General features: G+C 34.5%; 22 protein-coding genes. 7 read left to right on the top strand and 15 right to left on the bottom strand.

The window, feature by feature from the left end:
* Positions 1 to 21 precede the first annotated feature (21 nt).
* The 7 genes from ACO05K_RS10640 to ACO05K_RS10610 all read right to left on the bottom strand — a co-directional run bounded on the left by ACO05K_RS10640 (position 22) and on the right by ACO05K_RS10610 (position 6,857).
* Positions 22 to 474, bottom strand: coding sequence for a DUF1569 domain-containing protein (locus tag ACO05K_RS10640; RefSeq protein WP_421944424.1), 453 nt, complete (start codon positions 472 to 474; stop codon positions 22 to 24).
* A complete protein-coding gene (locus tag ACO05K_RS10635) occupies positions 443 to 1,150 on the bottom strand; it encodes a hypothetical protein (RefSeq protein ID WP_421944423.1) in 708 nt (235 codons plus the stop codon). Before ACO05K_RS10635 ends, ACO05K_RS10640 begins: the two co-directional genes overlap by 32 nt.
* A 62-nt stretch (positions 1,151 to 1,212) precedes the next feature.
* Positions 1,213 to 1,791, bottom strand: coding sequence for a Crp/Fnr family transcriptional regulator (locus ACO05K_RS10630; RefSeq protein ID WP_421944422.1), 579 nt, complete (start codon positions 1,789 to 1,791; stop codon positions 1,213 to 1,215).
* Between the two features lie 24 nt (positions 1,792 to 1,815).
* The gene (locus ACO05K_RS10625) at positions 1,816 to 3,048 is read right to left on the bottom strand and encodes a DUF3999 family protein (protein ID WP_421944421.1); all 1,233 of its coding nucleotides are present in this window, start codon (positions 3,046 to 3,048) and stop codon (positions 1,816 to 1,818) included.
* A complete protein-coding gene (locus ACO05K_RS10620) occupies positions 3,026 to 5,404 on the bottom strand; it encodes a DUF2339 domain-containing protein (RefSeq protein ID WP_421944420.1) in 2,379 nt (792 codons plus the stop codon). Before ACO05K_RS10620 ends, ACO05K_RS10625 begins: the two co-directional genes overlap by 23 nt.
* 94 nt (positions 5,405 to 5,498) lie before the next feature.
* Positions 5,499 to 5,975 carry a VOC family protein gene (locus tag ACO05K_RS10615; RefSeq protein WP_421944419.1) on the bottom strand — a complete coding sequence of 159 codons (477 nt, stop codon included), beginning with the start codon at positions 5,973 to 5,975 and terminating at the stop codon, positions 5,499 to 5,501.
* 66 nt (positions 5,976 to 6,041) lie between these two features.
* On the bottom strand, positions 6,042 to 6,857 hold the full coding sequence (locus ACO05K_RS10610) for an AraC family transcriptional regulator (protein WP_421944418.1): 816 nt from the start codon (positions 6,855 to 6,857) through the stop codon (positions 6,042 to 6,044).
* A gap of 71 nt (positions 6,858 to 6,928) precedes the next feature.
* Between ACO05K_RS10610 and ACO05K_RS10605 the strand changes: the two genes are divergently transcribed.
* Positions 6,929 to 7,369: a DUF4395 domain-containing protein gene (locus ACO05K_RS10605; RefSeq protein WP_421944417.1), complete on the top strand. Its 441-nt coding sequence runs from the start codon at positions 6,929 to 6,931 to the stop codon at positions 7,367 to 7,369.
* A gap of 301 nt (positions 7,370 to 7,670) precedes the next feature.
* On the opposite strand, the gene ACO05K_RS10600 is transcribed toward ACO05K_RS10605, so the two are convergent.
* The 5 genes from ACO05K_RS10600 to ACO05K_RS10580 form a co-directional block, all read right to left on the bottom strand.
* Complete coding sequence (locus tag ACO05K_RS10600; protein WP_421944416.1) at positions 7,671 to 8,702, bottom strand: LLM class flavin-dependent oxidoreductase; 1,032 nt, start codon at positions 8,700 to 8,702, stop codon at positions 7,671 to 7,673.
* Between the two features lie 246 nt (positions 8,703 to 8,948).
* Complete coding sequence (gene hscA, locus ACO05K_RS10595) at positions 8,949 to 10,805, bottom strand: Fe-S protein assembly chaperone HscA (protein WP_421944415.1); 1,857 nt, start codon at positions 10,803 to 10,805, stop codon at positions 8,949 to 8,951.
* Positions 10,806 to 10,943: 138 nt separating this feature from the next.
* Positions 10,944 to 11,348 (bottom strand): hypothetical protein, encoded by a 405-nt coding sequence (locus ACO05K_RS10590; RefSeq protein WP_421944414.1) that lies wholly within the window; start codon positions 11,346 to 11,348, stop codon positions 10,944 to 10,946.
* A 2-nt stretch (positions 11,349 to 11,350) separates the two neighbouring features.
* The gene (lat, locus tag ACO05K_RS10585; RefSeq protein WP_421944413.1) at positions 11,351 to 12,682 is read right to left on the bottom strand and encodes an L-lysine 6-transaminase; all 1,332 of its coding nucleotides are present in this window, start codon (positions 12,680 to 12,682) and stop codon (positions 11,351 to 11,353) included.
* A gap of 182 nt (positions 12,683 to 12,864) precedes the next feature.
* Entirely contained in the window at positions 12,865 to 14,946 is a 2,082-nt protein-coding gene (locus tag ACO05K_RS10580) for a hypothetical protein (RefSeq protein ID WP_421944412.1), read from the bottom strand.
* A 216-nt stretch (positions 14,947 to 15,162) separates the two neighbouring features.
* On the opposite strand from ACO05K_RS10580, the gene ACO05K_RS10575 reads away from it, so the two are divergent.
* Positions 15,163 to 16,131 (top strand): family 43 glycosylhydrolase, encoded by a 969-nt coding sequence (locus tag ACO05K_RS10575; RefSeq protein WP_421944411.1) that lies wholly within the window; start codon positions 15,163 to 15,165, stop codon positions 16,129 to 16,131.
* Positions 16,132 to 16,160: 29 nt separating this feature from the next.
* Positions 16,161 to 17,114: a glycoside hydrolase family 43 protein gene (locus tag ACO05K_RS10570; RefSeq protein WP_421944410.1), complete on the top strand. Its 954-nt coding sequence runs from the start codon at positions 16,161 to 16,163 to the stop codon at positions 17,112 to 17,114.
* A gap of 73 nt (positions 17,115 to 17,187) precedes the next feature.
* On the opposite strand, the gene ACO05K_RS10565 is transcribed toward ACO05K_RS10570, so the two are convergent.
* Genes ACO05K_RS10565 through ACO05K_RS10555 form a run of 3 tightly spaced genes read right to left on the bottom strand, consistent with a single transcriptional unit; the run spans position 17,188 to position 21,769 of the window.
* Entirely contained in the window at positions 17,188 to 18,642 is a 1,455-nt protein-coding gene (locus ACO05K_RS10565; RefSeq protein WP_421944409.1) for a RagB/SusD family nutrient uptake outer membrane protein, read from the bottom strand.
* A gap of 17 nt (positions 18,643 to 18,659) precedes the next feature.
* Positions 18,660 to 20,159 (bottom strand): hypothetical protein, encoded by a 1,500-nt coding sequence (locus ACO05K_RS10560; protein WP_421944408.1) that lies wholly within the window; start codon positions 20,157 to 20,159, stop codon positions 18,660 to 18,662.
* A complete protein-coding gene (locus tag ACO05K_RS10555) occupies positions 20,105 to 21,769 on the bottom strand; it encodes a carboxypeptidase-like regulatory domain-containing protein (RefSeq protein WP_421944407.1) in 1,665 nt (554 codons plus the stop codon). Before ACO05K_RS10555 ends, ACO05K_RS10560 begins: the two co-directional genes overlap by 55 nt.
* A gap of 236 nt (positions 21,770 to 22,005) precedes the next feature.
* Here ACO05K_RS10555 and ACO05K_RS10550 point away from each other — a divergent pair, with 236 nt between their 5' ends.
* The 4 genes from ACO05K_RS10550 (at position 22,006) to ACO05K_RS10535 (ending at position 26,803) form a co-directional block, all read left to right on the top strand.
* The gene (locus tag ACO05K_RS10550) at positions 22,006 to 22,437 is read left to right on the top strand and encodes a response regulator (protein ID WP_421944406.1); all 432 of its coding nucleotides are present in this window, start codon (positions 22,006 to 22,008) and stop codon (positions 22,435 to 22,437) included.
* A gap of 400 nt (positions 22,438 to 22,837) precedes the next feature.
* Positions 22,838 to 24,343, top strand: coding sequence for a xylulokinase (locus ACO05K_RS10545; RefSeq protein WP_421944405.1), 1,506 nt, complete (start codon positions 22,838 to 22,840; stop codon positions 24,341 to 24,343).
* Positions 24,321 to 25,652: a xylose isomerase gene (xylA, locus tag ACO05K_RS10540; protein ID WP_421944404.1), complete on the top strand. Its 1,332-nt coding sequence runs from the start codon at positions 24,321 to 24,323 to the stop codon at positions 25,650 to 25,652. Before ACO05K_RS10545 ends, xylA begins: the two co-directional genes overlap by 23 nt.
* 149 nt (positions 25,653 to 25,801) lie before the next feature.
* The gene (locus ACO05K_RS10535) at positions 25,802 to 26,803 is read left to right on the top strand and encodes an OmpA family protein (protein ID WP_421944403.1); all 1,002 of its coding nucleotides are present in this window, start codon (positions 25,802 to 25,804) and stop codon (positions 26,801 to 26,803) included.
* The last annotated feature ends 5 nt before the right edge of the window (positions 26,804 to 26,808 follow it).

Genomic DNA, 26,808 nt, shown 5'->3' with positions numbered 1-26,808 from the left:
TAAAGGGCAATCGAGACATTTTTAAATACCAAACTGACCCAAATGATGGTCTAAATGTTTGTAAAACATATTATTCCACTCGGTTTTTGTAAGTTTTCCAAATGAATGGGATTCTTTTCCATCGAAATAACTTTCGCCTAATTGTTGAGTCTTATTCAAATAATCAATTAATCGAGTTTTTTCTTTCTCGAATTCCTTCTCATCAGCAATTAAAAATGATGGGGCAGTCTGGCTATTTCTTTTATATGGTTTTTCGTTTACAACAATGTTTTTCACAAGTGCTTTCATAATCAATTTCATTAAAGCGTTAGGTTTTGGATGTTTATTATCATACACCAATTCATAGCTAACATTACAATGTGCCAGCATTTTTGATGCATTCATTTTGCCCCAAAGTTGTGGTGTATTAGGCTGTAATTGGTTAATTCTTTCGATTACTTCGTTAGTTACCGAGGGTTGAAAAATGTTCTTCATGTTTTGTTTTTTTGATTAAAAATAAGAGATCGGTAATGTGCGTGTAAACAACAAGAGGGACAATTGTTGATGGTAACAGTATAAATGGAAAGTATAATATCGCAACGTTTGGTTGTTCAAATCCAAATTGCTGAAATGGTGTTTGCGATGATAATACACCATTAATCAGTATAAATAAGACTAAACCTAAACATATAAAGTTCCACAAAATTAAGGCTTTATTACCAATTTTCTTTTTAGTAATCAGAAAAGCAATTATTGGTGCCGTTAATCCTGCGAAAATATCAAAGTTTCTTCCAGTAAAAGTCATCAATTCTGGAATCAATTTATTTATGAATAACTGGTAAAGAATAATTTCGATAAAAAATCTAATGGTATGCAAAAAGGTGCTAACTTTTAAATTCCTATGCTTAAAAACATATTCTAATTGCTTGGGTAATAATCCAAAAATCAGCAAAACGATATTAGGTGCGAATATGAATATTAGTCTTGGTGGAAAGGTATCTGTAATTTTGTAAAAACCATTAAATGCAAGTACCAATTGCACAATTGACAATACAGATAAAAAAATAATTAGTTTGAATGGTTTCCCATTTGAAATGTAAAAGAATAACAATGTTAAACCAACAATAATTAAAAATACATAGTTTATCCAATTGGGTAAGTTTTCTGCCATTTCTTTTTATTCAAAAATAACATAACGAAACCGTACTTAACTTGCCATATGGCAAGAAAACGTTATTTAAAAATTTCCTTTCTAATTCTACTTAAGGATGTATCCGTTATGCCTAAATAGGTAGCAATGTGTTTTAAAGCAGCATGTTTTAAAATTTCTGGTTTTTGTTTTAACAAATCTAAATATCTGTCTGTAGCAGAATCTGTAATCATAGATATCGACCTTTGCTTGAAATGAAATAAACTCCCAGAAAGATAACTTCGTCCCCATTCTCTAAAACCTTCAATGGAATGGAAAAACTTTTGAAAAGCATCAAAATCAATTTTCCAACATACACAATCTGTTAAAGCCTGAATATTTTCTTTCGTTGGAATTCTTTGAAATAATGATGCTACTTCAATAACAATTTCGTTTGTACCAAAAAAGTTTGTCGTAATCTCATCGCCTTTGTAATTGTTTACAAACGACCTTATTAAACCACGCTCTAAACAATAGTATTGATTTGCTATTTGTCCTTCTTCTAATAAGAAATTGCCCTTTTTCAGTTCAATTCTTTCATAAGCATCAACTATGTTGCTAAGTTCTATCTTGCTTAATTTAGCATTAGCATAAAGTTTTTCTACTGTTGGATTAGGGAGCATTAATTTCTCGATTAAATAAATCTTCTAATTCTTAAGCATTTTAAAAGAAAACCAGCCCAAAAGCGCAATAATAATCGCCATTAAAGCCCATAACCATACTTTGTTTTCGAATAATGGCTTTTCTATTTTTATTGAATAAGCTGGGTTTTTCTGTTCTTCCTTAATGTTTATTGAGGTTAAATTCTCTGGGATTTTACTTTCAAATTTTGCAAGGTCGTAATTTGGAGTGACAGCATTTTTATTGCCGTAATACAAAAAGTAATTCATGTTTGGTTCATCAAAACGGGTTACTAATTCGTAGATGTTTCCTTGAAGTGTTATACCAACAACATTTAGAGGCTGGTTGTCGCCGTTTTCTATTGTGATTTTTAGTTGAGACAGCATTGTGTTATTAAAGCTATAGCTAGCTTTTTCTAAAGAGCTGAAAGTGCCTTCGAAAAGGGTTGCATATTGGTATTGCATGCCTTTATCAGTTTTAAAACTATCGGTAGCATATTCAATTTTTATTGGACGAAAAAAATCGTGCTGACTAGCTTCTTGTAGCACTAGATTTGATATCAAAGATGGCTGTTTTACCGAAACTGTAATCTCTGATTCTTTAGTTTTTTCATTATTTACCGTTGAGATTTGTGTTGGTAAATACATTTGGTAAACGCCTTTTGTTGTATCACTCTGTGTTATTTTTGCGCTTAATAATTCGGGTTGCACATTGCTTTTAATACTCACTCGATAATAAGCGTATTTTGCATCGGGAAAGGAAATTTTTGTGAAATTGTAGTCTGTACTGGTATTTTTTATACTTAAAATACGACTTTCCTTTACAATGCTAAACCATTGATTGTTATCGTTACTTCCTTCAAGCGCAGCTTTCCAATCAAAGTTTTGCTGTTTAAAACTCAGATCTATTTTATTAATAACTGATAATTTATTAGGCTGAAAAGTGAAAAAATAATCGCCGTTATTTGATGTTTGGTTAAGGCGTTTAAAATCCACATCGTGTGTTTTCACTTCGTCGCTGCGTAGCTTTAATAGATATGGCATTTCTAGCGTATCTTTTCCTTTGATACCATAAATTCTTAAATCGCTCAGGTCGTTATTAGTGTTTTGATATAAATTTTCAGGCAATTTTAGAATATGCCAGTTGTTATTAATACCATCAAGTTTACGTTGATATTTATACTGGTTGGTTTGAGCAATAGCAAAGTTTCCACAAAGCAGTATTAATGCAAATAGTTTAATTTTCAGCTTTAGCATCATCAATAATTAAATGTTTGTATTTGTTATAAAGGAAAGATATTATAAGTAAAAGCACTCCTAACGACACGAAAACAATGGTTTTTGCAATTGTACCCAAGCTATAGATATCGTAAAAGAAAAGTTTAACTAACGTGATTCCGAATAAAACCATTGCACCAATACGAAGATGTTTTTTGTTTTTCGCGAGGCCGATACTTATCAACGCTAATGAATAAACTCCCCAAAGAATACTTAAGCCTAATTTATAGCTTTCTTCGGTTCCAGATAGTTCTAAAATATTAATCAATTCGCTACTTAAAACCCACAAAACGGTGATGTAAAGAAAAAAATCGAACATGGTTGTAAAACCTTTCTTCAACAACGTAGATTTTTGTAATTGGTAACATTGAATAATCAAGAGTGCAAAAAATGCAAAAGAGAGATACCTAATGCCAATATTAAAACTATTTATGTTGAAGAAATTTTGAACTGGATGCAAGTAATTGTCTCTTAATTCACTTAAGGTATAAAGTCCGTGAGTTAAAAACACCACTACAACTAAAAGATTAAGAACCAAGTTAGCAACTGCAAGTTCCTTATTCTTAATTTTTTTAATGTTGAAATACGTTAATACAGATGCAAAAATTAAAGTATAAATGTAAATCCAAGCTACATTAAGTGTTTCGTAGTTGTAATTGTATTCTATGCTACCATACCCAGGTTTTGCATTTGGAGTGGTATTAATTTTACTCTGCTCAATTAGGTTATTAAAAAACTTAGTAATCTCGAATTTAAAAGTAAAATAAGCTACAAAAAGTAAAATAGATGGAAGAGCATAGGTGAGAATAGTTCTCATCCAAGGCCACTCTGCAGGTTTTTCATCTTCTTTTCTGCTCACAACAAGCATCCAGATAAAGCTTATTATAAAAATACCAGCAGTTAAGAAACCAACATTTAAAATAGGAGTGATAGAAGTATAATATGCATTCAAATCGTAGGTTGTTGTCCAATCTTCTATAAGACTTAAAAACGCTAGAAATATCAACGGAAAAGAAAGTTTTTCGTATATCGCGATATTCTTAACCCTGCCCAAATAAAGCAATACAGCAGCTTCAACCGACCAAAAAATAGTTACCCAACCACCATTTAATTGAACTGGTACAGCCATCGTGATAAAGGTAATTACCATTGCCAAAATCAAATAAAACAGGTTTTTGTCGGCTAGTTTTTTCTTGTAAATAATTAAGCTTACCACAAAGTGAATAACTGCATTGGCTAATGTAAACAAGCCTAATAACTCTACACTATTCTTGTTTTCTGATAGGATAAAATAGCCAATGCCATAATAAACAAAGCTGTTTAGTAGTAAAATAACAACATCACTAAAGCCAAATATTTCTTTTTTAGTTACTTTATAAGCCAGATTGGTAATATAAAAAGTAATAAAGAATACTGCTGAGAAAATTAATGAAAGAGCGAAAAAGCTGTTATTTGAAGCTAAATCTATCCGCCAGGCTAAAAATATAAGCCAGGTTAAGCCGAATGATGCATAAAAAAGTGGTTTCCAATATTTTTTAAAACTCAGAATAAGGATTCCAATGTTAATAATGGCCATGTAAGTAAACAACACACCAACTTTACCCGAACCATCGCTTAATAAAAATGGTACTGCGTAAGCGCCAACTAAGCCAATGTGTGCAATAACCTGCTTATTGTATTTTAGCGCTGCTACAACCGTAAAAGATGTGAAAACCACCATTAATGCAAAAGCTAAAGCCTGAGGAATTAGCGAGTAAAAATCGTAGGCTGCATAAGTGATGAAATACATGATGGCAATTGCACCGCTTACTAAAACGGCAGAAAAATTTTCATATTTTTCTTTCAGCTTGATAGCAAAAGCCATTAAACCTCCACCAACTGCGTAACCTAAAATTATCCGCGTTAACGGACTAATCATATCATGGTCTATTGCGTATTTTGCACCAATTGCAACACCAATGATGAGGATTAAAATTCCGATTTTGCTTATGAGGTTTTCGCCAATAAACTTCTCAAAATCAGATTTAACCATGTTCTCACGTTTAAATCTTTCAGAGAATTTACTTTGAGGTTGGTTTACTGGAGTTGAAGTTTCTTTTGAAAATACTGGCGGTACATTACTACCCTGAACAACCTGACTTGGAGGCGTATTTCTCGGTGGCGGAACTATTGCTGGAGCAGGAGCTGGTGTTGCTGGCGAAGAAAAGGCAGAGTCTGGAGATTGTAAAATCTTTACTTCTCGCTTTAAGGCTTCAATTTCAGCTTCGAAACCTTGCTGCCTAAGCAATAAATTTTCTAGCTTAATTAAAAGTATATTTAATTGTTCTGAATTATTCATTCTATTATTTTGTGATGCGTAATTTGCTTTACTAAATATAGGAATGAATTTTACAAGGTTAGTGAAAAATTATCGCTTACTAAAAGACTAGAAATTATTTTTCATCTTGTGGAGCATAAGTCACGATATCAATTCCAACACCGTTTGGGTCTTCAATAGCAAAATGTCTATCGCCCCAAGGCTCGTTTCTAATCTCAATTTTGATAGAAATATTTTGCTTTTTTATTCGCTCATATATTTCATCAACGTTATCAACCTCGATGGTTAAATACATTCCCTGGCCTAAAAACGGCTTATGGAAAAATGATTGCTGACTTGGGTGATTAGGCAAAAGAAAACTGATTTCCGAACTTTTATCGGGTGTATGTAAAAGCAGATAAAACTCGTTTTCGAAAGTGATTCCAAAATTTAAAATCTTGGTATAAAAAGCCTTGCTTTCGGCTATTTTGTCTGTTACAATTCCTGCATTTAGTTTCATGGTGTGTTGTTTTTTATGATTTAACTTATTTTGTGAAAATACATTGCCGCATAAGAACAATAGTATTAAAAGAATTAGAGTTCTATTTTTCATAATCCTGATTATTTAAATCAAAATTGAGAAAAAGGAAAACACTAAGATTGTAAAAAACGGACAAACTTATTTTCGAAATGCGTGATTTGGCGTTACACCGTAGAAATTTTTAAAATTCTTGATGAAATGAGCCTGGTCGTAATAGCCTTGCTCCAAAAATAACTTGTTCGATTTTAAACTTTGGATGGATGGTTTCGCCTTTAAGATATTTTGAAAACGGACCACTTGACTAAACGTTTTCTGGCTATCGCCGATGTAAAATTCGAATAATCTGCGGAGTTGTCTAGAGCTTAACCCAACATCTAAATCTTTTTCGATATTTAGTACGCCGAAATTCTTTAAAATAATATTTATGGCGTTCTGTACCCTGTTATCGTAAGTAAAAGTATGTTGATTAATATAATTTTTAAAAAAAGTATTCAGCAAATGAGCTCTTCGAGATTTGTCTAATTCATTGGAAAAATTACCCGAAATAAACTTAGAAATTGATGGTACAACAGCATCTAGATTTTGAGCATGATTACTTAAATCTTTAGCGTTGATGTTATAAAGCATCGGGAACATGGTCGGCAAAAACCTAATGCCAATGTAATGAAATACATTCTCCAACTCAAACTCCGTATATTTTTTACAAAAGCCCATTATAAAACTTTCATGTGGGTTATTTAAGTTGAAAAAGATATCAATACATCCATCGGCCACAACTCTGTAATTAAATTGCTCCGCTAAAGGTTGATTTGTTTCTAATTCCCAAAAGCAATAAATATAAGGTTGAAGTTGGATATCGGGAAGAATCTCGTTATAACTTACAGCATTGGCCATTTGCTTAACTGTTGGCTGTATAGGCGTGTAAAGGTTCCTAATGTTGAATTGAGTTTCCAATTGAGATAAAATCGATGTGTGCTAACTTAGAAAACCTAAATTTCGTAAATTCGAATCAAAAAAAACACTTTATGGATTTATCTTGTCCAATTTCTGCTGAAAGAATTAATGAAAATGTAGTGAGGATTATTGCTTTTATGGTTGCAATAATTGCAATTTGTTGCATTTCATTTTCAAATTATTGGGCAATATTTTTTCTTGCTTTCGATTTTGGAATTAGGGCATTTACGAATGGAAAACTTAGTTTTTTGAAGTGTTTTGCAATGAAAATCTCAAAGGCAATGAGTTTGAATCCAAAAATGACAGATTTGGCACCTAAAAAATTCGCGGCAACCATGGGCTTTATTTTTTGCCTTTTGATTACCACGACTTTTGTATTCAACTTTCTTACAGCAGCAATTATTCTTACAACAATTATGACAGTTTTTGCTTTGCTCGAAAGTTTATTTGCTGTGTGTATTGGCTGTTATGTTTACACTTTTTTACAAATATTGAAAAAACATAAAGTTTAGACTTTATGTTTTTAGCTTAATCGTCATTTCGAGCGCAGCCGAGAAATCTTTGAACTGAGAGTTTGCTATTTAAAAGATTTCTCCACTCTGGTCGAAATAACGATTTATTGAAGAGTAAATAAGTATCAGTCTAAATTTATCGAAGGTATTTTGTTAAAATTATTTGTTTTATTGAGCAAATTATATTTTGAACGGTCGTCATTCCCAATTTAATTTGGAATCTCAAATCGATTTGTATGGCGCTTTAAGATTCCCACCTTTGCGGGAATAACGAGATCACGAAGCCAACATGGCAAGTAATTTACTTCTTTAAAGCTTCTTTAACTTTTGGAGCAATTTTAGTCCCGAAGATTTCAATAGATTTCATCATAGCTGCGTGTGATGGCCCACCAACATCCATGTGAGCAGAGAAACGTGTTAAACCAAAAGTTTCTTCCATTGCTAGAATTTTTTCTATTGATTGATTTGCATCACCAATAATTAAAGCTCCGCTGTCGCTTGTTCCATCATCAAATTGATTGCGTTGATATGGTGCCCAACCGCGTGTTCTACCAATTCTATTCATTTGTGCAGAGTAAAGTGGATAGTAGTAATCTGCAATTCCCTGGCTATCATCACCAAATAAAGAATGCATATGAACGCCAACTTCAAATTTATTCATGTCATGCCCGTAAGCTTGATAAACTTTTTTGTAATAATCGAATAGTGGTTTAAATTGTATTGGTTGTCCGCCAATTATTGCAAACATTACAGGCAAGCCTAATCTACCCGCACGTTCTACGGATTCTGGCGTACCACCAACAGCTACCCATATTTTTAAATTATCGTTTACAGCACGTGGTAAAACTTCCTGGTTTACCAGTTCTGGACGAAATTTTCCTTTCCAGGTTATTTTTGGTTCTTTATTGATTTTTAGAAGAAGGTCTAATTTCTCTTCGTAAAGTTCATCATAATCCTGAAGATTATAGCCAAACAAAGGAAAGGATTCGATGAAACTTCCGCGACCAGCCATAAGTTCGGCACGGCCATTTGAAATTAAATCTACAGTAGCAAAATTTTGGTAAAGTTTAATCGGATCAGATGAACTCAAAACCGATACCGCACTGCTTAACTTAATGTTTTTAGTAACCGTTGCTGCTGCGGCTAAAATAATTTCAGGACTAGAAACTGCATAATCCGGGCGATGGTGTTCGCCAATGCCATAAAAATCTAAACCCACTTCATCCATGAGTTTAATTTCTTCGATAATTTCCTGTAATCTTTGCTGTGCTGGTTGAACTTCTCCTTTTGCGTTAACTTGCAAATCGCCAAACATACCGATACCTAATTCCATATTGCTAAAATTTGTTTAACAAAGTTAATGGGTTAGGGGCAGAGAATTTTTGATGTATGGTAAGAAAAGATTGTAATTACTATAGAAGGAATTGAAGTTCCATTTAAGAATATAAGTATCAGGGAGAATTCGATTATTCGGTCGTCATTGCGAGGCACGAAGCAATCTTAAAGCGTTAGTTAACAAAATCCATAGTTGTAAGATTGCTTCGTGCCTCGCAATGACGGTAAAAGTAAGTCCCAGGCTTTACTCTATTTTCTTTCCCTTCATTGCTGTAGAAATTGCCGCATCCATAACGCGTTCTGCAAACGGACGGGTAAACTCATTCAATTCATCAGCCTTTTTCAAAATTGTATCTTTTTCTTGTGATGCTAAAGCAGTTTTCAAAGCCTCGATGTGAACTTTAGTTTCAGCGATTTCTTCAGCGGTTAAATGTTCTGAGTGTTTTTCGATAAACCGTTCTGCAGTATAAAGCAATTGTTCGCCTTCGCTTCTTGCTTCGATAAGCATACGTTCTTGTACATCACTTTGTGCGTGTTCGATGCTATCTAAAAGCATTTTTTCTACTGTATCATCGCTTAAACCGTAGCTTGGAGTAATTTCAATTTCTTGTTTCACACCAGAACGTAATTCGATAGCCTGAACGGTTAAAATTCCATCTGCATTTAGTAAGAAATTAATATCAACTTTTGGCAAGCCTGCAGGCATAGCCGGAATTCCTTTTAAATCGAACTCGGCAAGCTTACGATTCTCTTTAACCAAATCGCGTTCGCCCTGGTAAACAGAAATTTTCATGTTCACTTGTCCGTCTACTGAGGTTGTATATTGGCGCCCGGCTTTAGTTGGAACTTTACTATTACGGGCAATAATTACATCCATTAAGCCGCCCATAGTTTCGATACCCAACGAAAGTGGTGTAACATCTAACAATAAAATATCAGAACGATTTCCTGCTAACACATCAGCTTGGATGGCTGCTCCAAGTGCTACAACCTCATCAGGATTAATGTTATCTTGAGGTTTTTTACCGAAGAATTTTTCAACCTCTTGTTTTACAAATGGTGTACGCGTTGAGCCGCCAACTAAAATTACTTCGTCAATATCTGCTGAAGTTAAATCAGCATCTTTTAAAGCATTTTTACAGGCTGTAATGGTTTCTTTAACTTTTGTAGAAATTAATTGTTCGAAAGTTTGCTTATCTAAAGTACACCAGATTTCGCCAACTTTTTCATTATATAAATTTTGGGTAGATAATGCTTTCTTAGCGGCTTCAGCCTGTAAACGCAGCGTTTGCATCAAGATATTATCTTCAGCTAAAACTTTAATGTCTAGGTTATTTTTTTCAATCCAGTGATTTAAAATCGCTCTGTCAAAATCATCGCCACCTAAATAAGTATTTCCATTTGTAGCTAAAACTTCGAAAATTCCATTTTGAATTTGAAGGATAGAAACATCGAAAGTTCCACCACCTAAATCGTAAACAGCGATTGTTTTTTGTTGCAATGGGTCTAAACCAATTCCGTAAGCTAAACTTGCAGCAGTTGGCTCGTTAACAATTCGCATTACATCTAAACCCGCAAGTTTTCCAGCATCACGTGTTGCCTGGCGTTGGCTATCGTTAAAATATGCAGGAACGGTAATTACAGCTCTATTTACAGGTGTTTTTAAAGCATGTTCAGCTCTGGCTTTAAGTTCTTTTAAAATCTCTGCAGATAATTCAATCGGTGTGTAAAAACGGTTTCCCGCTTGAATTTTAACCAACGAATCAGAATCATCATCAATAATCTTATAAGAAAAAATGTCTTTATGTTCTGCAACATCCTTGTAAGAGCGACCTAATAATCGCTTTACAGAAAATATAGTATTCGATGGGTCGGTAGTTAAAAACTCTTTAGCCTCGTTACCTACAACGGTTTCATTTTGATTGTTGAAATAAACAACTGATGGCACTAATAATCCTTTACCAGAATCGTTAATTACCTGCGGATTTTTATCGGGATTGATGAAAGCAACCAAACTATTGGTAGTGCCTAAATCTATTCCAACTATAATTTCTTCCTTTTGAAACGAACCTGTAGCAAGGTTAATTGATATTTTTGCCATGGGGCGAATTTAAGCAATAGTTGCTTCAAAATTGTTGGAATGTTGTAAAGTTGAGAGGATTTAAAATTGTTTGAATGTTGTAGTGTTTGAACGTTGGAAATTTCAATGTTGAAAAAGCGCTTTTTCTTCAAAATACCTTTAATTAAATGGATACTTGTTAAAAGCAACCTGACTCATTGCGCTTTTTTCGTACAGGGCAATGCAATTTTTATTAAATTCTGCATCGAAGTTTACATCGCCCGGCTGCAATGTTAATGGAACGTTTGTTCCTTCTTTAAAAAAGTAAACTTTTGTGTTTCCATATTTTGTGTGCGGCATAATATTGCCATAATCTTCCATTTCTTTCCAGATGGAATCTTTAACTGTAACAGCGTAAATTCTTTGAACAGGGCCGGTATTATTTGCGTTTCTGTATTTAGAAATTTCTTTAAAACCAGCCTGCATATCTTCTATGCCAGGCTGGTTAAAAGTACCTTTAATAATAAAACCTAAGAGTATTAAAATGCCAATGGTTAATATGTAGGATGAAGTTTTTTTATTCATGCCTACAATAAAGGCAATATTTTTTCCATAACCGTCAAGCCTTCGTCAATATGTTTTTGCTCTATACAAAGCGCCGGACGGAAACGTATTGTTTTATCTCCGCAACCTAAAAACATCACATTATTTTCAATACCTTTTGATATAAAAGCATTACGCATATCTTTATCAGGAAAATCGAAAGAACAAAGCAATCCTCTACCGCGAACATTACTCATTTTGTCGAATTTTTGAGCAAGTTTTGCCAACTCATTTTTTAAATATAGGCCTTGATTTGTAGCGTTTTCGCAAAGCTTATCTTCATCAACAATTTGCAAAATTTGTGTTGAACGCACCATATCAACCAAGTTGCCACCCCATGTAGAATTTATACGGCTTGGTACTTTAAAAACATTTGTTTCTATTTGATTTACTTTATCGCCAACCAAAATACCGCATACCTGCATCTTTTTTCCAAAAGCTACAATATCTGGTCGGGCTGCTTCGCTGTAATGCTGATGACACCAGAATTTACCTGTTAAACCAACACCAGTTTGTACTTCATCGTAAATTAAAAATGCCTCGTTTTCGTCAGCAAGACTTTTTAGTTGAATTAAAAACTCTTCCCTTAAGTGGTTATCACCACCTTCGCTTTGGATAGGTTCTATAATAATTGCGCAAATTTCATCTTTATGCTCAGCGAAAGCTTTTTTAATTTGCTCAATAGAGGTTTCTTCAGTTTGTATAGCGTTATTTAAATTATCGCCTTCTAAAGGAAATTTCACCTGCGGCGTACTTACTCTTGGCCAATCAAATTTGGCAAACCATTTTGTTTTATCGGGTAAAGTATTGGTTAAACTTAGCGTATAGCCGCTTCTACCGTGAAAAGCTTTTTCAAAGTGAAGCACTTTAAAACCTTTTTCAGCAGTATAGCCTTTTGCAAAATTTTTCTGCACCTTCCAGTCCATTGCAACTTTAATAGCATTTTCTACAGCCAGTGAACCACCGGCAATAAAAAACGCATGGGGCAAATAATCAGGAATACCAACTTTTGAAAAAGTATCTACAAACTGAGCATATTGTTGTGTGTAAACATCAGAGTTTGATGGATTTGCAATGGCTGCCTGTAATAAACTTTTCTTAAAATTTTCATCGTTAACCATTTTAGGGTGGTTATATCCTAATGGAACTGATGCAAAACAAGTGAAAAAATCAAGTAATGTTCTGTTGTATTTCGAATCATAAATATAAGCCCCGTGGCTTTTCTCCATATCATAAGTTAAATCAAAACCATCGGCTAAAATATGCTTGCTTAAGGTTTCGTTTACACGGTCGGCTGGTATTGTTAATTGGTACATATATTTGGATTTGGTATATTCCAAATTTACAATTATGTGCCTAAAATCAAAATTTAAGCACTTTTTGTACTCATTACTCAAAAAATAGGTTTAAACAGTTTAAAGTATGATTTTAGACAAAAACTGGATTTAGACTTCAGAAATGTGGAAAACTTTTTCAGGTATTTTGGCGCAAAATACAATTATTCAAGCCAAATCATTTGTGTAAAAGCACCATTTGCCGCAATATCCCAAGCCTCTAATCTTACCCATTTTCTACCTTTTAAGTTAATCTTCCAGCTAAAATCTTTCTCACCGAAAGCTCTTGTGTCGTTAAGGTTTAAGTGTTCTCGAAATACCTCCTTACCATCTCCAGAAACAATCTCTGCAAAATTCATTGGGAAAGTCCAATCCAATTTCATTTTAACCGTTGCGTTTCCTGTATTATCAAGTTTTAGGGTTTCTCCAGATTTTTTACCATTAATGCTAAATTGAGGAATCACAACTTCTCCAGTTGAAACGAAGAATCTTCCTTTTCGCAAAGCATCTAGTACGGGTTGCCAACCTTGTTCATAATTTGGCAGCTTATCCATTTCTAAATAATTCACGTTTAAATGGGCGTACATTTCATTTTGGTGCGTAATTGTAAATATGTCGGCTTCTGATAGTACATGTTTCTTTAAGCCCCAATTTGCCATATCATCATATAATTTCAATACACGCTGGCTTAACGTAGAAATTGATAAATCGGCGGGAATTGCTTTCCATGCTGCTCCAAAATATGTGTTTGACTTAAAAAATGGTTCTTCTTTATAATTATCCGGGTAACCGGTAGAAGCTTTTGTTCTTGCATGGGCGGTCCACGCTAAGCCGTTTTCCAATTCAAGCAGTTTTAGCATTTCTTCTTTATTCGCAATGCGATAAACTTTTCCTAAGGATGGAACTTCGGTTACAAAAGGCTCTTCAGGTTTGCGAGACATAATCCAATAGATAGGTTTTGGAAAAAATGCAAGCCAATGGCCACCGTAAAAATTATTGGCTTCTTCGCCAGGAAGTAGCAGAAAAGTTGAATCAGATAAACGTTTAGTTTGCTCAAAAAGAGATTTTAATTCTCTCAATCTTTCGTTTTCTGGCCCTTTCGGATGACCTGGTCCATGAAACTCTGCAAGTTTAACAATATCTAAACCATGCTTTTTTAATACATCTACAAATTCAGGTTTTTCAGGAATTTCCTTGCCAGATAGGGCAACATCACTAATAAACTCGTTGTGAAAATGCGTAGCTAAAGTTTTGTAGCCCTTTACTGGTTTATAACTATCGCCATGCGTAAATAATTTTACCTCCTTAAGTGTTTCAGTTGCATTATCGGTATCTATTAAACAGAAAAAATTTAAGCGTTGCTGCGTTTTTGGTGGTGCATTAAACCACGGCACATATCTCTTATCACCTAAAGGATCTTGCCTTATGCCCATTCCAAAGTCAGGAATCAGATTATGAAAATTTTTGCCGTACCACGTAAATTTTAAATTAAATGCCTCATCTAAAGGATAAAAATATTGGTGTGGTGCAGGAAATAAAGCTAAACTTCCGCCCGAACTTTCTCCAATTATGGTTCTGTATTTTACTTCCAGATTTCGGCTTGTATCTGTAAGTGCTGGTTTGCTCGATTGCATTTTGTCTGATACATCTGCCCAAGCCATTGATTTCCATAAAGCTTTCTTATTCACCAAACCGGCATCATAAAGAATAGCTGTAGAGTCTATTTCTGTTGATAAAACTGCCGCTACATTAAATAAAGGACTGCCATTATATAAGGTAATTTCAATATTGCCTTTAAATCTATCAGCACTTGCACCAGTAATGGTAACGATTGTGTGCTGTCCGTTTGTTGAGATTTTTGCACTTTTTTTGGTGATGTTAACTGCATAAGATTTATAAGGTTTGCGTGGCACTCTATCAAAAAATACATCCCAACCACCGCTTGATGGACTAAGTGTACGTTTGCCGATTGTCAGTACAAAAGCGGGGTCTAATCCCGAAATAATCTCTTTGAATTTATTGCTTTTTCCTAACTGAATACTTTTGAATAATGGATTTTTTTCATTTAAATCCAATTGTATTCTTCCTGTACCTTTCTCTCCGGCGGGCCAGCTTAAGGTAATTACTTTTTGATTTACGGTAGCAATTGCGCCATTTTTCTTTAAAGCTGATAAATCTACTAATGATTTTTGGGCCTGTGCAGTAAATGCAATGAAAACGATTAGGATTAGGATAATTTTTCTCATAGGATGATTTTAATGTCTATTGGTTAGATAGTTTTTGCAAAGTCGAAAGGAGGTAGATTCCAATCACTAAGCTGTTAAAGTTAATTAGATATGGCAACTTTTATTAATAATCAACAAAAATGAGACAAATGAGCAAAAGGTTGAACAATTTTAGCAGGTTTAGCTGCAGTCAATTACTTTTCTTTGTTAAATAGCTTTTAACCAAATTAAATAATTATGAGTAGGGTATTAACACTTTTGATTTGTGTTCTCTTCTTGCAATCCGTAAAATCTCAGCAATTACCACAGATGTATTTTACTGATTCATCTTCTGGAAATCCAGTAGCCAAAGACCCTACACTTGTTAGTTTTAAAGGGAAATATTGGATGTATTATTCTATTCCGGGTAAAAATGGCGAAGGTTGGAAAATAGGTATTGCAACAAGCTCAAACGTTAAAGATTGGAAAAAGGCGGGCGAAATTTTACCGGCAGCATCTTATGAAAAAAATGGATTATGTGCTCCAGGTGTATTACTAAGAAATGATACACTTCATCTTTTCTATCAAACTTATGGCAATGCAGCAAAAGACGCGATATGCCATGCATGGTCTACAGATGGCGTAAATTTTATTAGAAACAATACAAATCCAATATTTAAACCAACAGGCGACTGGACTTGCGGAAGAGCAATTGATGCCGAAGTTGTTGAGTTTAATGGAAGATACCTGATGTATTTCGCAACACGAGATAAAAGCTACAAAATTCAAAAGCAGGGCGTAGCAGAAACATCTTTATCATCTTCATTTGATAAAGAAAACTGGAAGCAGTTAGCCGATTCTTCGATTTTAGCACCGCTGTTAGATTGGGAAAAGGCTTGTGTTGAAGGTGCTTCATGTATAAGAAAAGGAAAATACTTGTATATGTTTTATGCCGGAGGATATAATAATGAACCTCAACAAATTGGCTTAGCACGAAGTGTTGATGGAATAAATTGGGTGCGGAAAGGCGACCAACCATTTTTAAAGAATGGAATAAAAGGAAGCTGGAATTCCGCGGAATCTGGTCACCCGGATATTTTTAAAGATAACAAAGGCAAATATTGGTTATTCTATCAAGGTAATAATACAGGCGATGGAAAATCATGGTATCTATCCAACATTCAACTGGATTGGAAGGATAATAACTGGCCAAAAATTAAAAATTAGCTCAATATTACTATTCTAAATTAAACCTGATGAATACTAAAAAAATAAGTTTAAACCTGATAATTCTTTTATCAATTGCATTTTTAACAACGTTAAAGGCTCAAAATACTGAAACATTAAAACTGGCCGACCCAACTATTTTTTATCATAAAAACACTTATTATTTATATGGAACGGTAGAAAACGCCTGGGATGGTGGTTTTAAAGTTTATACTTCTACCAATAAGAAAAAATGGATTGATAAGGGTGTGGTATTAAAAAAGGGCGATGCTTTCGGAACTAAAGGTTTCTGGGCGCCCCAGGTTTTTGAACGTAACGGTAAGTTTTATATGGCATATGTAGCAAACGAAAATATTGCAATTGCAGAAAGCAATAGCCCTTTAGGACCGTTTAATCAAAAAGTAAAAAAATCAATTGATGCACCAGTAAGGATGATTGATCCATTTGTTTTTTTCGATAATGGCAAAATTTACCTCTACCACGTAAGGCTTGATGATGGTAATCGTATTTATGTTGCAGAAATGAATGCTGATTTAGCATCTATAAAAGAAGAAACAGCCAAGCAATGTATTTTTGCAACAGAATTTTGGGAAAACACAGAAAAAGTTGCCTGGAGTGTTACCGAAGGCCCAACTGTATTAAAAAGAAAGGGATTATATTATTTATTTTATTCTGCAAATGATTTCCGAAACCCAGATTATGCAGTTGGGTACGCAACCAGTAAAAATCCGGAAGGACCGTGGTTAAAATATAAGGGCAATCCGGTTTTAAGTAAGAAAAATACCAAGGTTAATGGCTCTGGCCATGGCGATTTTTTTACAGATAAGTCTGGAAAACTGAATTATGTTTTTCATACACACGAATCAAATTCAAAAACCGGTAAGCGTAGAACGGCTATCATTTCAGCAGATTTTTCTAAAGGAACTAACGAATTTGAAGTCTTAAAAGTTAATAATAGCACCTTTAAATTCTTGTATAAATAAGATACTTATTAAACAAAAATCGCCTTTCAAATCAATGAAAGGCGATTTTGATTATTTAGAAACCGACCACTTCTTATTTATAACCTTCGTTTTGCTCCATATTTGGATTAACATTCATTTCTGTCAATGGAATAGGTAAAACAGTTTTTAAAGAATTACTAGCAATAGGGATTGTGATTCCGCCAGTACGATATTTTGTAAATGCCAATTTGTTTCTGGTTAAATCGAAAAGACGGTGTCCTTCAAAAGCAAACTCCTTACGATTTTCCAATAAAATTAAATTCTGTAAAGCTGTGCCTGTAGCTGTTGTAGTTGCTGCAGAAGCATCTGCACGTTTTGCAACTATATCTAAATCAGCTGCAGCTAATGCATCTTTTCCCGTTTGCTTAGCTCTTGCTTCTGCTCTTATTAAATAAACTTCAGATAAACGAATTACCTTAACACCTTCTTCAAAATTAGTGATATTGTTATATTTGGTAATCACATTGGCTGGATTTTCTCCGCCACTTCTACTACTTCTGGTCATAAAACCTTTACGTACATCTGTAGCGGTATAACTATTATACAAATCGTCAGTTGCCAATCCATCGCCATAACTAGAACCTTGAAATAAGAAAGCAGCTAAACGATCGGAGCCAAGATTGCTGGTTGTGCTATATAATACCTCAAAAATAGATCCTGTATTATTCTGAGTTCTAAAGTTTGTTGAGCCGCTTACCAAATTAGCATTAGTTAACAAAGTATATTTATTTCCAGTAATCACATCGGTAGCCATAAGTTCGGCATTGGCCCAATCTTCCATGTATAAATATACCCTTGCTAATAAAGCTTTCGCGGCATAATGGCTAATGTGTCCTCTATTGGAAGCAGTGAAACCAACTGGCGTAGTAGGCATTAATGCAATTGCTTTTTTAAGATCATCAACAATTTGAGTATACCCTTCTTTAACAGTATTTCTTTTTGGGTTAATGATATCTTCTTTACTGGTACCGCTGTTTGATAAAACTGGCACACCAATGTGGCTTGCACCAGCTGTAGAATTATAAGGCGCTACATACAATCTTAACAAATCGAAATGAGCTAATGCTCTTAAAGTATAAGCCTCGCCAATTAAATGGCTAACCTCTGCTTGTTCTGTTTGTGCAACTTGTAATTTTTGCCCTTTCTCTATAATAACGTTGGCATTAACAATGGTACGATACATAATGTTCCAACTGCTCGAAGCAGTACCATCATTGGTAGTAGTTATATATTGGTCGTAACTTGTATATCTGTTAGAGTTTTTGCGACTAATATACATGTTGTCTGCCAATAAATCTGGCAGAACCACTACGCTACGTCCGTAATATGCTGCACTTTGCAACATAGTATAAGTTCCCATTACCGCAGCTCTGGTTGTTGGTAGATCAACTATTACCTGGTTTACGGCAAGTTGCTGTTCTGGGTTAATTTCTAGAAAATCTTTTTTACACGCTGTTAAAGACACGGCCATTAACGAAGCGTAAAATATTTTATTTAACTTTTTCATTATAAACAGTTTAATGATTAAAATTTAACATCTAAGCCTAATAAGACTGTTCTGTAAACAGGAATATTTTTATCAGCAAAACCATCAATACCAACTTCTGGATCAAAAGTAACGCGACTATCCTTTATGTAAGTTAATAGGTTGTTTGCTCTGATGTATAAATTAGCACTCGATAAGCCAACAGGTTTAATCCATTTTGTTGGTAATTGGTAACCAAAAGTTATATCACGAAGTCTTACATAATCTCCATCATACAAAAACCTAGTAGATTGTTGGCTTGATGAGCCTGATTGTGTACCTAAGTAAACAATTTTAGGCTGTAAAGTAATATCTCCTGGTTGTTTCCATCTGTTGTCGTAAGTATAACGTGTCATTTTTCCAGTTGGAGCAAAACCCTGTCCACCATCAGATGTTCCGCTAGCACCATAATTATCGTAAATTTTACCGCCGATATTAAAGTAAAGTTGGAAGCTTAAAGAGAAATTTTTATAAGTGAAACTATTCGTTAAACCACCAAAGAAATCAGGCAAACTTGTACCTTGATTAAACGCTGTAGCAGAACCATAAGCATTAGTGGTTTGCGTTTTAGTTTCATCAGTATACCATAATGCCTCACCATTGGCCGGGTTAACACCTGCATAGCCTGGGTAATAAATTTGGTAATAATCTCCACCTACAAAACGGTTGTAACCGCCAGAAATAATTGGACTAGATAACGCCGTTATCTCATTTTTAATGGTAGATACATTCAAACTTGTTGTCCAACCGAAGTTGTTATTTTTTGGAGCAAAATTTATACTGTTTAACTCAAGCTCAAAACCGCTGTTCTTCATTGCGCCAACATTATCTGTAAAACTGGTTAAGCCGTTAGTTGCAGATATTGGTCTACTTAATAATAAATCAGAAGTTGTTCTTGTATAATATTCTACAGTACCTGTTAATCTGCCTTTCAGAATGCCAAAATCTAAACCAACATTAAATGGTTTATTTTTCTCCCATGTTAAAAGATTGTTGCCGTAATTTGAGAATATTAAACCTGGTAAAGCATCGTAAGGTGCAGCACCATATAGCGCTCTTGATGCAAAGTTACCAATGTCTTGATTTCCGTTTACACCGTAGCTTGAGCGCAAGCGAAGTTCAGAGAAGAACTTTTGATCACTCATAAAATCTTCCTTATTGATACTCCATGCAACTCCAACCGACCAAAAATTACCATAACGTTTTTCAGATCCGAATCTAGGAGATCCGTCTCTACGAAATGAGGTACTTAGGTAATATTTTGCCTTATAATCTACCGAGGCATCAAATAATATCGAATTTAAAGAACTTGCTGTCGCACTTTGTCCACCGTCTGCTAAAACAGAAGCGTTATCTAAAGTATATGTGTTTGGTAAAAAATTACTTTTTTGAACCGTATTACCTGTTTCCGTTAATTTTTGAGCTTCATAACCTGCATAAGTTTTTAAGCCAAAATCTCCAAATGAGTTATTGTAGGGTAAAAAGAAGTGTTTACCCAAGTTGAGGCACGATCAGTACTTGATCTGGCAATACCACCATTGGTTCTTGCAGTACCAACACCCGCCTTATTATATTCAAAATCTTCACCATATAGAAAATTTATATTAGATTGGTTTTCGATAGACAGGTTTTTGACGATGTTATATTTAGCCTGAAAACTACCAATTAAACCATATGATTTTCTGGTTTTATAGCTTTCCAAAACCTGTGCAACAGGGTTGTACCTATTAAAATAACTAAAATCGTAACTCCCGTCATCATTATATGCTCTTAAAAAAGGCTGTGTTAAAGAATACATCCTAATCGGGTTACCAAAACTACCTCCATCAGACTGCGTATGGTTGTTACGGTTGTTTACTTGCAAACCGCCAGAAACAAAAAGTTTATCAGTTAGCTGATTACTTAATCTAACATTAGCAGTACTTCGAATAAAGTCGCTACCCAGTATGGGAGCTTTTGCTATGTAATGACTTGCAGAAATATAAAATTTCGACTTTTCTGTACCACCACTAATGGAAATATCGGCCTGAGTTTGGTTACCAGTACGTGTTAACAAATCAAACCAATCAGTATTTACATTTTTATCTACATTTTGTAAAGTAATTTCAGCATCAAATAAGCTAGGGTTATTGCCCCTATTTGCCCAGCCTTCTCTTAATAGTTCAATTACTTCATTGGTGTTTAAAAGCTCACTACCTTTAATTGGCACAATGTTATTTACTCCTGCCTGAACCGAGGCTGCAATAACCGTTTTACCAGCTTTACCACTTTTAGTCGTAATCAGGATAACCCCGTTTGCCGCTCTAGAACCATAGATTGATGCAGCTGAAGTATCTTTTAATACCGTTAAATTCTCTATGTCATAACTGTTCAATCCAGAAATCTGTCCTGACTCTAAAGGAACTCCATCTACAACATATAGTGGCCCACTACCAGCATTAATAGAGCCAATACCGCGAATACGAATGTTTGGTACTGCACCTGGCTGGCCAGAACCATTACTAGAAATTAAACCAGCAACATTTCCCTGTAAACTCTCCTGAACACTTGCACGAGGACTTCCACTAATCACAGCGCCTTTTAATTCTTTAGCCGAACCTGTAAAAGAAGCCTTAGTTTGTTTGCCATAGGCAACAACCATTACTTCTGATAAAGCCTGACTTGAAGGAACGAGCGAGATGTTTTTTGTAGCTTCTGTGTTTCCAATGGTTACAGTTTGGCTTAATTTTTCGTAGCCAACAAAACTTGCTGTTAAAGTATATGTACCTGCTTTCGGAACATTAAAATGATATTCGCCCTTATCATTAGTAGATGCAGTTTGTTTAAAATCGTTACCTGTTAAGCTTAAACTTACACCAGGCAACGTTGCGCCAGTTTCATCCTTCACAACACCTTTTAATGTTGTAGCAAATTTTAATTTTGCACCCAGAACATTCAATGTTGGTTTTGAGAAAGCACCTTTCTCGTGTCCTGGGATTGCATTGCTCGCTTTCACACTTAGCTGAGTTAGAGATAAGCATGATAACAGTACCGTCAGTTTTAATGCGGGTAATAATTTAGGTGGGTGCCATGCTTTTGGCATAGCAAAGGCTTTTGGATTAAAGTCCATACTTCATAATTTGTTTAATAAATAAATAGTTAGTTAAGATTTAACCTCTAGAAATATTCCTAAAAGTTGTAAAGCAATGATAATTATATTTTAGATGTTTTAAAATTCTTTTTAAAGAAAAATGAACAGAATGACTGTGAAAATTTGACTAATTGCTTTTATCTTAGCAGATATATAAGTTGAATGTATTTTTGATTTACATTCAATAAAACCAAGCAAACTTTATTTTAATATTTATGAAGCGAACAAGAGCAATAGTTGTTGATGATGATAAACTAGTTTTATTTATTCATAAAATAATGATTGAAGACTGTCGCCCGGTTTGGGATACCGATTACTTTCCTGATGGTCAATCTGCTTTAGATTACATAAATGCTCAAGCCTCAAAAGAAATTAATTTTATTATTTTTCTTGATATTAGCATGCCTGGATTAAATGGCTGGGAAATGCTTGATGAATTAGAGAAAAATCCATTCTATAACCAAATGTTTGTAGTACTTGTTACTGCATTTAATAGTGCTGAGGATAAAATTAAATCAGCAAGATACAAGCAAGTTAAGGCACACATAGCAAAGCCATTTAAAACGAACGATTTTAATTTGTTGAAATCTAATGAATCATTAGCTCCGTTTTTCGAAAACAGCGTTTCAACAGAAAATATTAGCTAAGCATTAACGCATTAAAAGTGTTACTTAAATCTTTTGTAAATCATTGCTTAATCCAATATATTTGAAATAGAATTTTGCAAACAGCAGGCTTATGTCTGCTGCTCCATTAAATGCTAGCCGCAGTGTCTTGAATAAAACTTCATTTTTTATAAAAGTCGATTTTATTTAACTAAAGCCTATGGTTGTGTTTATTGAATATAATGGTGAAGATGATTGCTCCTTCTAATTTAGAAACCGACTACATCCTCACGAACTTTAAGCCCATTGTGTCAATGGGCTTTTTTCTTTTAAGCTGATTTTTTAAATTCCGTAAGGAAATATTGTAACTCATTATTGTTATTTATGATTTAAAATCTTACTTTAATCAACCTTTAAATTACTAATCATCTTAAAATAATTTATGTTGCTATTAGGGATAGATGTTGGAACTTCATCAATAAAAGTTGCTGCTGTAGATGTACAATCGCAGAAACGAATAGCATCAGTTCAATATCCTGATACAGAAACGGAGATAAAATCTTTAAAAACCGGTTGGGCAGAACAATCTCCTGAAGATTGGTGGCAAAACGTTCAGCAAGCCATTTTAAAGCTTAATGCAACAAATTTATTCAATCCCGCAGAAATAAAAGCCATTGGTATTTCTTATCAAATGCATGGTTTGGTTGTGGTAGATAAAAATCAAAAAGTTTTAAGGGATAGTATTATCTGGTGTGATAGCAGAGCTGTTGAAATTGGGAATAAAGCTTTTAATGCTATCGGACATGAAAAGTCTTTACAACACTTACTAAATTCTCCAGGTAATTTTACCGCCTCAAAACTCGCATGGGTAAAACAAAATGAGCCTGAAATTTACGAGCAAATAGATAAAGTTATGCTGCCTGGAGATTTTATCGCCATGAAACTTACAGGAGAAATTACTACAAGTATTTCAGCTTTATCTGAAGGCATTTTCTGGGATTTTAAAAATGATGAATTGTCTGCCGATGTGCTGAATTATTACGGAATCGACAATTGTTTGATTCCTGAAATAAAGCCTTTGTTTTCTATTCATGGACTTTTGAAAACCGAGGTAGCTAAACTTCTGGGTCTAAATGCTGAACTACCAATCTCGTATAAATCAGGCGACCAGCCCAATAATGCCTTATCATTAAATGTTTTAAAACCTGGGGAAGTTGCTGCAACAGCAGGTACTTCCGGCGTAATATATGGTGTTAGTGAATCTGCTGTTTACGATCCTCAATCCAGAATAAACAGCTTTGCACACGTAACTTATGCTCCAGAAAGCAAACATACAGGTGTTTTATTATGTATAAACGGAACTGGTAGTATGTACAGGTGGGTAAAACATAATTTTGCGCCTTCACTATCATATAATGATGTAAATAAACTTTCTCAATCATCACCAATTGGAAGCAATGGATTAAAGGTTTTGCCTTTTGGTAATGGTGCTGAGCGAATGCTTAATAACAAATATACAGGTGCACAGCTCACAGAAATCGACCTGAATTTGCATAATCATGCTGATATTTTTAGAGCTGTGCAAGAAGGAATTGCATGTTCTTTTCGTTACGGTTTAGATATTATGCGTGAGATTGGTATGAAGCCATCAATTATTAGAGCCGGTAAAGCAAATCTTTTTCTCAGTGAGGTTTTTGCCCAAATTTTTGTTGATGTTACAGGAGTACCTGTTGAGCTTTTTGAAAATGATGGAAGCGTAGGTGCAGCTTTGGGTGCTGGAATTGGTTCAGGAATTTATAAAACTTATCAGGAGGCATTTATCAATCAGGAAAAAATAGCGTTACTAGAGCCAAAAAACAGTAACGAATATGAAATAGTTTACAATGAATGGAATAACTTATTATTTAAGGAATTAACTAAATACGATGACAAATGTAGTAACAGGTAGTACCGAATTTTTCAAAGGTATTAATCAGATTAAGTTTGAAGGATTGCAAAGCGATAATCCATTAGCTTTTAGGTGGTACGATGCTAATCAAATTGTGGCAGGTAAAACTATGAACGAGCATTTCAAGTTTGCCTGTGCTTACTGGCATTCTTTTAATGGTAATGGTAGCGATCCTTTTGGCGGGCCAACTCATATTTTCCCTTGGGATGAAAAGAAAGATGCTGTAGAAAGAGCAAAGGATAAAATGGATGCTGCTTTCGAATTTATTACCAAAATGCAGATTCCTTATTATTGTTTTCACGATGTTGATGTTGTAGATTATGGAAATGATATTGTAGAGAACGAGCGCCGCTTGACTGCTTTGGTAGATTATGCTAAACAAAAGCAGGCAGAAAGCGGTGTTAAGTTATTGTGGGGCACGGCGAATCTATTCAGCCATAAACGCTACATGAATGGAGCAGCTACTAATCCGGATTTTCATGTTTTGGCTCATGGTGCTGCTCAGGTAAAAGCCGCTTTAGATGCAACAATTGCATTAGGTGGAGAAAATTATGTTTTCTGGGGCGGAAGGGAAGGCTACATGAGTTTGCTAAACACAAACATGAAAAGAGAGCAAGAGCATTTGGCTAAGTTTCTTCATACGGCAAAAGATTACGCTCGTAAACAGGGTTTTAAAGGAACATTTTTCATCGAGCCAAAACCTTGCGAACCTTCAAAGCATCAGTATGATTATGATGCTGCCACAGTAAAAGGGTTTTTACAGCAGTATGATTTATTGGAAGATTTTAAATTGAATCTTGAAGTTAACCATGCTACACTTGCAGGTCACACCTTTCAGCATGAACTTCAAGTTGCTGTTGATAGTGGTTTGTTAGGTTCTATTGACGCGAACAGAGGCGATTACCAAAATGGATGGGATACAGATCAGTTTCCAAATGATATAAATGAATTAACTGAAACCATGCTTATTATTTTAGAAGATGGTGGTTTTAAGGGTGGTGGTGTAAATTTTGATGCGAAAATCCGTAGAAATTCTACTGATCCTAAAGATTTGTTTTATGCGCATATTGGCGGTATGGACATTTTCGCAAGGGCTTTAATCACTGCAGATGCTATTTTGCAAAAATCAGATTACAAACAAATCAGAGCAAATAGATACAGTTCATTCGATAGCGGAGAAGGAGCAGCGTTTGAAAAAGGTGAATTAACACTTGAGGATTTACGAGGTTTCGCTATACAAAATGGCGAACCGAATGTAATTAGTGGAAAACAAGAGTATCTTGAAAATTTAATTAATAGGTATATATAATATAATAACATTCTGTAGAGAGATTTTAATTTCTCTCCAGAATTACTAAATCTCTTTCAGAAATAATTCTTTTAACTAGCATAGCTATATCTTCAGTTGGCGATCCTTTTATCTCAAGTGATGGTAATAAGCTTTACTTTGTATCAGACATGCCGGGTGGATTAGGTGGAACGGATATTTATGTTGTAGAAAAACTTCAATCTGGAGAATGGGGAGAAGCTGTTAATTTACGCGATTTAAACTCAGAAGGAAATGAGCGTACTCCTTATTTAGATAATGGAAATGTGTTTTATTTTTCTAGTGATGGAAGAGTTGGTTTAGGTGGATTAGATATTTTCCAGGTTTCGAAAAATGAATCTGGGCAATCGAAGATTACTAATTTGGGTTATCCGGTAAATTCTCCACAAGATGATTTCGCTTTTAATATTAATGAAGAATTGAAGATCGCTTATCTTTCTTCAAACCGTTTTGGTGGGTTAGGAAGCGATGATATTTACAGTTTGAATAGCAACCTGATTTATGCGCTAAAATTGAATGGAAAGGTCTTCGATAAAAAAACAAATAAGCCAATTGCAAACGCCATTGTAACACTTAAAAAAACGAATTCAGCTCCAATAAAAGTAGAATCGGATATTGAAGGGAACTTTAATTTCAACCTTGAAAATAATTCAGATTACGAACTAACAGGAACAAAAACTAACTTCAGGTCAGATTTTTCTGCGGTAACAACTAAAGGTTTATCAACTTCTACAATTATTAATAAAAATCTTTACCTCGAAACTGTAGAGTTAGATAAGGCCATTAAAATTGAAAATATTTATTACGATTTTGATAAATGGAACATTAGAGCAGATGCTGCTGAAGAGTTAGATAAATTGGTTTCAATTTTGAAAAACAATCCAACAATCTGGATTGAACTTGGCTCGCACACAGATAGCAGAGGAAATGATGCTTATAACTTAACCTTATCTCAAAAAAGGGCTGAATCTGCAGTTCAGTACATTATCTCCAAGGGGATAAATAAAAATAGAATTGCGGCAAAAGGTTATGGAGAAAAACAGTTGTTAAATAAGTGTGCTAACGGTGTGAGCTGTAGCGATGAAGAGCACCAGTTAAACAGACGTACAGAATTTAAAATTGTAAAGCAGTAAACCAA

The organism is Pedobacter sp. (assembly GCF_965227205.1).
Classification (GTDB): domain Bacteria; phylum Bacteroidota; class Bacteroidia; order Sphingobacteriales; family Sphingobacteriaceae; genus Pedobacter.
The sequence above is the reverse complement of the archived record's forward strand: the minus strand, read 5'-3'. Positions and strand labels throughout refer to the sequence as shown.

Coding starts and splice junctions, on each gene's coding strand:
- ACO05K_RS10565 (WP_421944409.1), bottom strand. CDS start 18,642: ATGAAAAAGTTAAATAAAATATTTTACGCTTCGTTAATGGCCGTGTCT.
- ACO05K_RS10600 (WP_421944416.1), bottom strand. CDS start 8,702: ATGGAATTAGGTATCGGTATGTTTGGCGATTTGCAAGTTAACGCAAAA.
- ACO05K_RS10535 (WP_421944403.1), top strand. CDS start 25,802: ATGCCGGGTGGATTAGGTGGAACGGATATTTATGTTGTAGAAAAACTT.
- ACO05K_RS10555 (WP_421944407.1), bottom strand. CDS start 21,769: ATGGACTTTAATCCAAAAGCCTTTGCTATGCCAAAAGCATGGCACCCA.
- hscA (WP_421944415.1), bottom strand. CDS start 10,805: ATGGCAAAAATATCAATTAACCTTGCTACAGGTTCGTTTCAAAAGGAA.
- ACO05K_RS10615 (WP_421944419.1), bottom strand. CDS start 5,975: ATGAAAAATAGAACTCTAATTCTTTTAATACTATTGTTCTTATGCGGC.
- ACO05K_RS10620 (WP_421944420.1), bottom strand. CDS start 5,404: ATGAATAATTCAGAACAATTAAATATACTTTTAATTAAGCTAGAAAAT.
- ACO05K_RS10625 (WP_421944421.1), bottom strand. CDS start 3,048: ATGATGCTAAAGCTGAAAATTAAACTATTTGCATTAATACTGCTTTGT.
- ACO05K_RS10545 (WP_421944405.1), top strand. CDS start 22,838: ATGTTGCTATTAGGGATAGATGTTGGAACTTCATCAATAAAAGTTGCT.
- lat (WP_421944413.1), bottom strand. CDS start 12,682: ATGTACCAATTAACAATACCAGCCGACCGTGTAAACGAAACCTTAAGC.
- ACO05K_RS10630 (WP_421944422.1), bottom strand. CDS start 1,791: ATGCTCCCTAATCCAACAGTAGAAAAACTTTATGCTAATGCTAAATTA.
- ACO05K_RS10580 (WP_421944412.1), bottom strand. CDS start 14,946: ATGAGAAAAATTATCCTAATCCTAATCGTTTTCATTGCATTTACTGCA.
- ACO05K_RS10570 (WP_421944410.1), top strand. CDS start 16,161: ATGAATACTAAAAAAATAAGTTTAAACCTGATAATTCTTTTATCAATT.
- ACO05K_RS10575 (WP_421944411.1), top strand. CDS start 15,163: ATGAGTAGGGTATTAACACTTTTGATTTGTGTTCTCTTCTTGCAATCC.
- ACO05K_RS10635 (WP_421944423.1), bottom strand. CDS start 1,150: ATGGCAGAAAACTTACCCAATTGGATAAACTATGTATTTTTAATTATT.
- ACO05K_RS10605 (WP_421944417.1), top strand. CDS start 6,929: ATGGATTTATCTTGTCCAATTTCTGCTGAAAGAATTAATGAAAATGTA.
- xylA (WP_421944404.1), top strand. CDS start 24,321: ATGACAAATGTAGTAACAGGTAGTACCGAATTTTTCAAAGGTATTAAT.
- ACO05K_RS10640 (WP_421944424.1), bottom strand. CDS start 474: ATGAAGAACATTTTTCAACCCTCGGTAACTAACGAAGTAATCGAAAGA.
- ACO05K_RS10590 (WP_421944414.1), bottom strand. CDS start 11,348: ATGAATAAAAAAACTTCATCCTACATATTAACCATTGGCATTTTAATA.
- ACO05K_RS10550 (WP_421944406.1), top strand. CDS start 22,006: ATGAAGCGAACAAGAGCAATAGTTGTTGATGATGATAAACTAGTTTTA.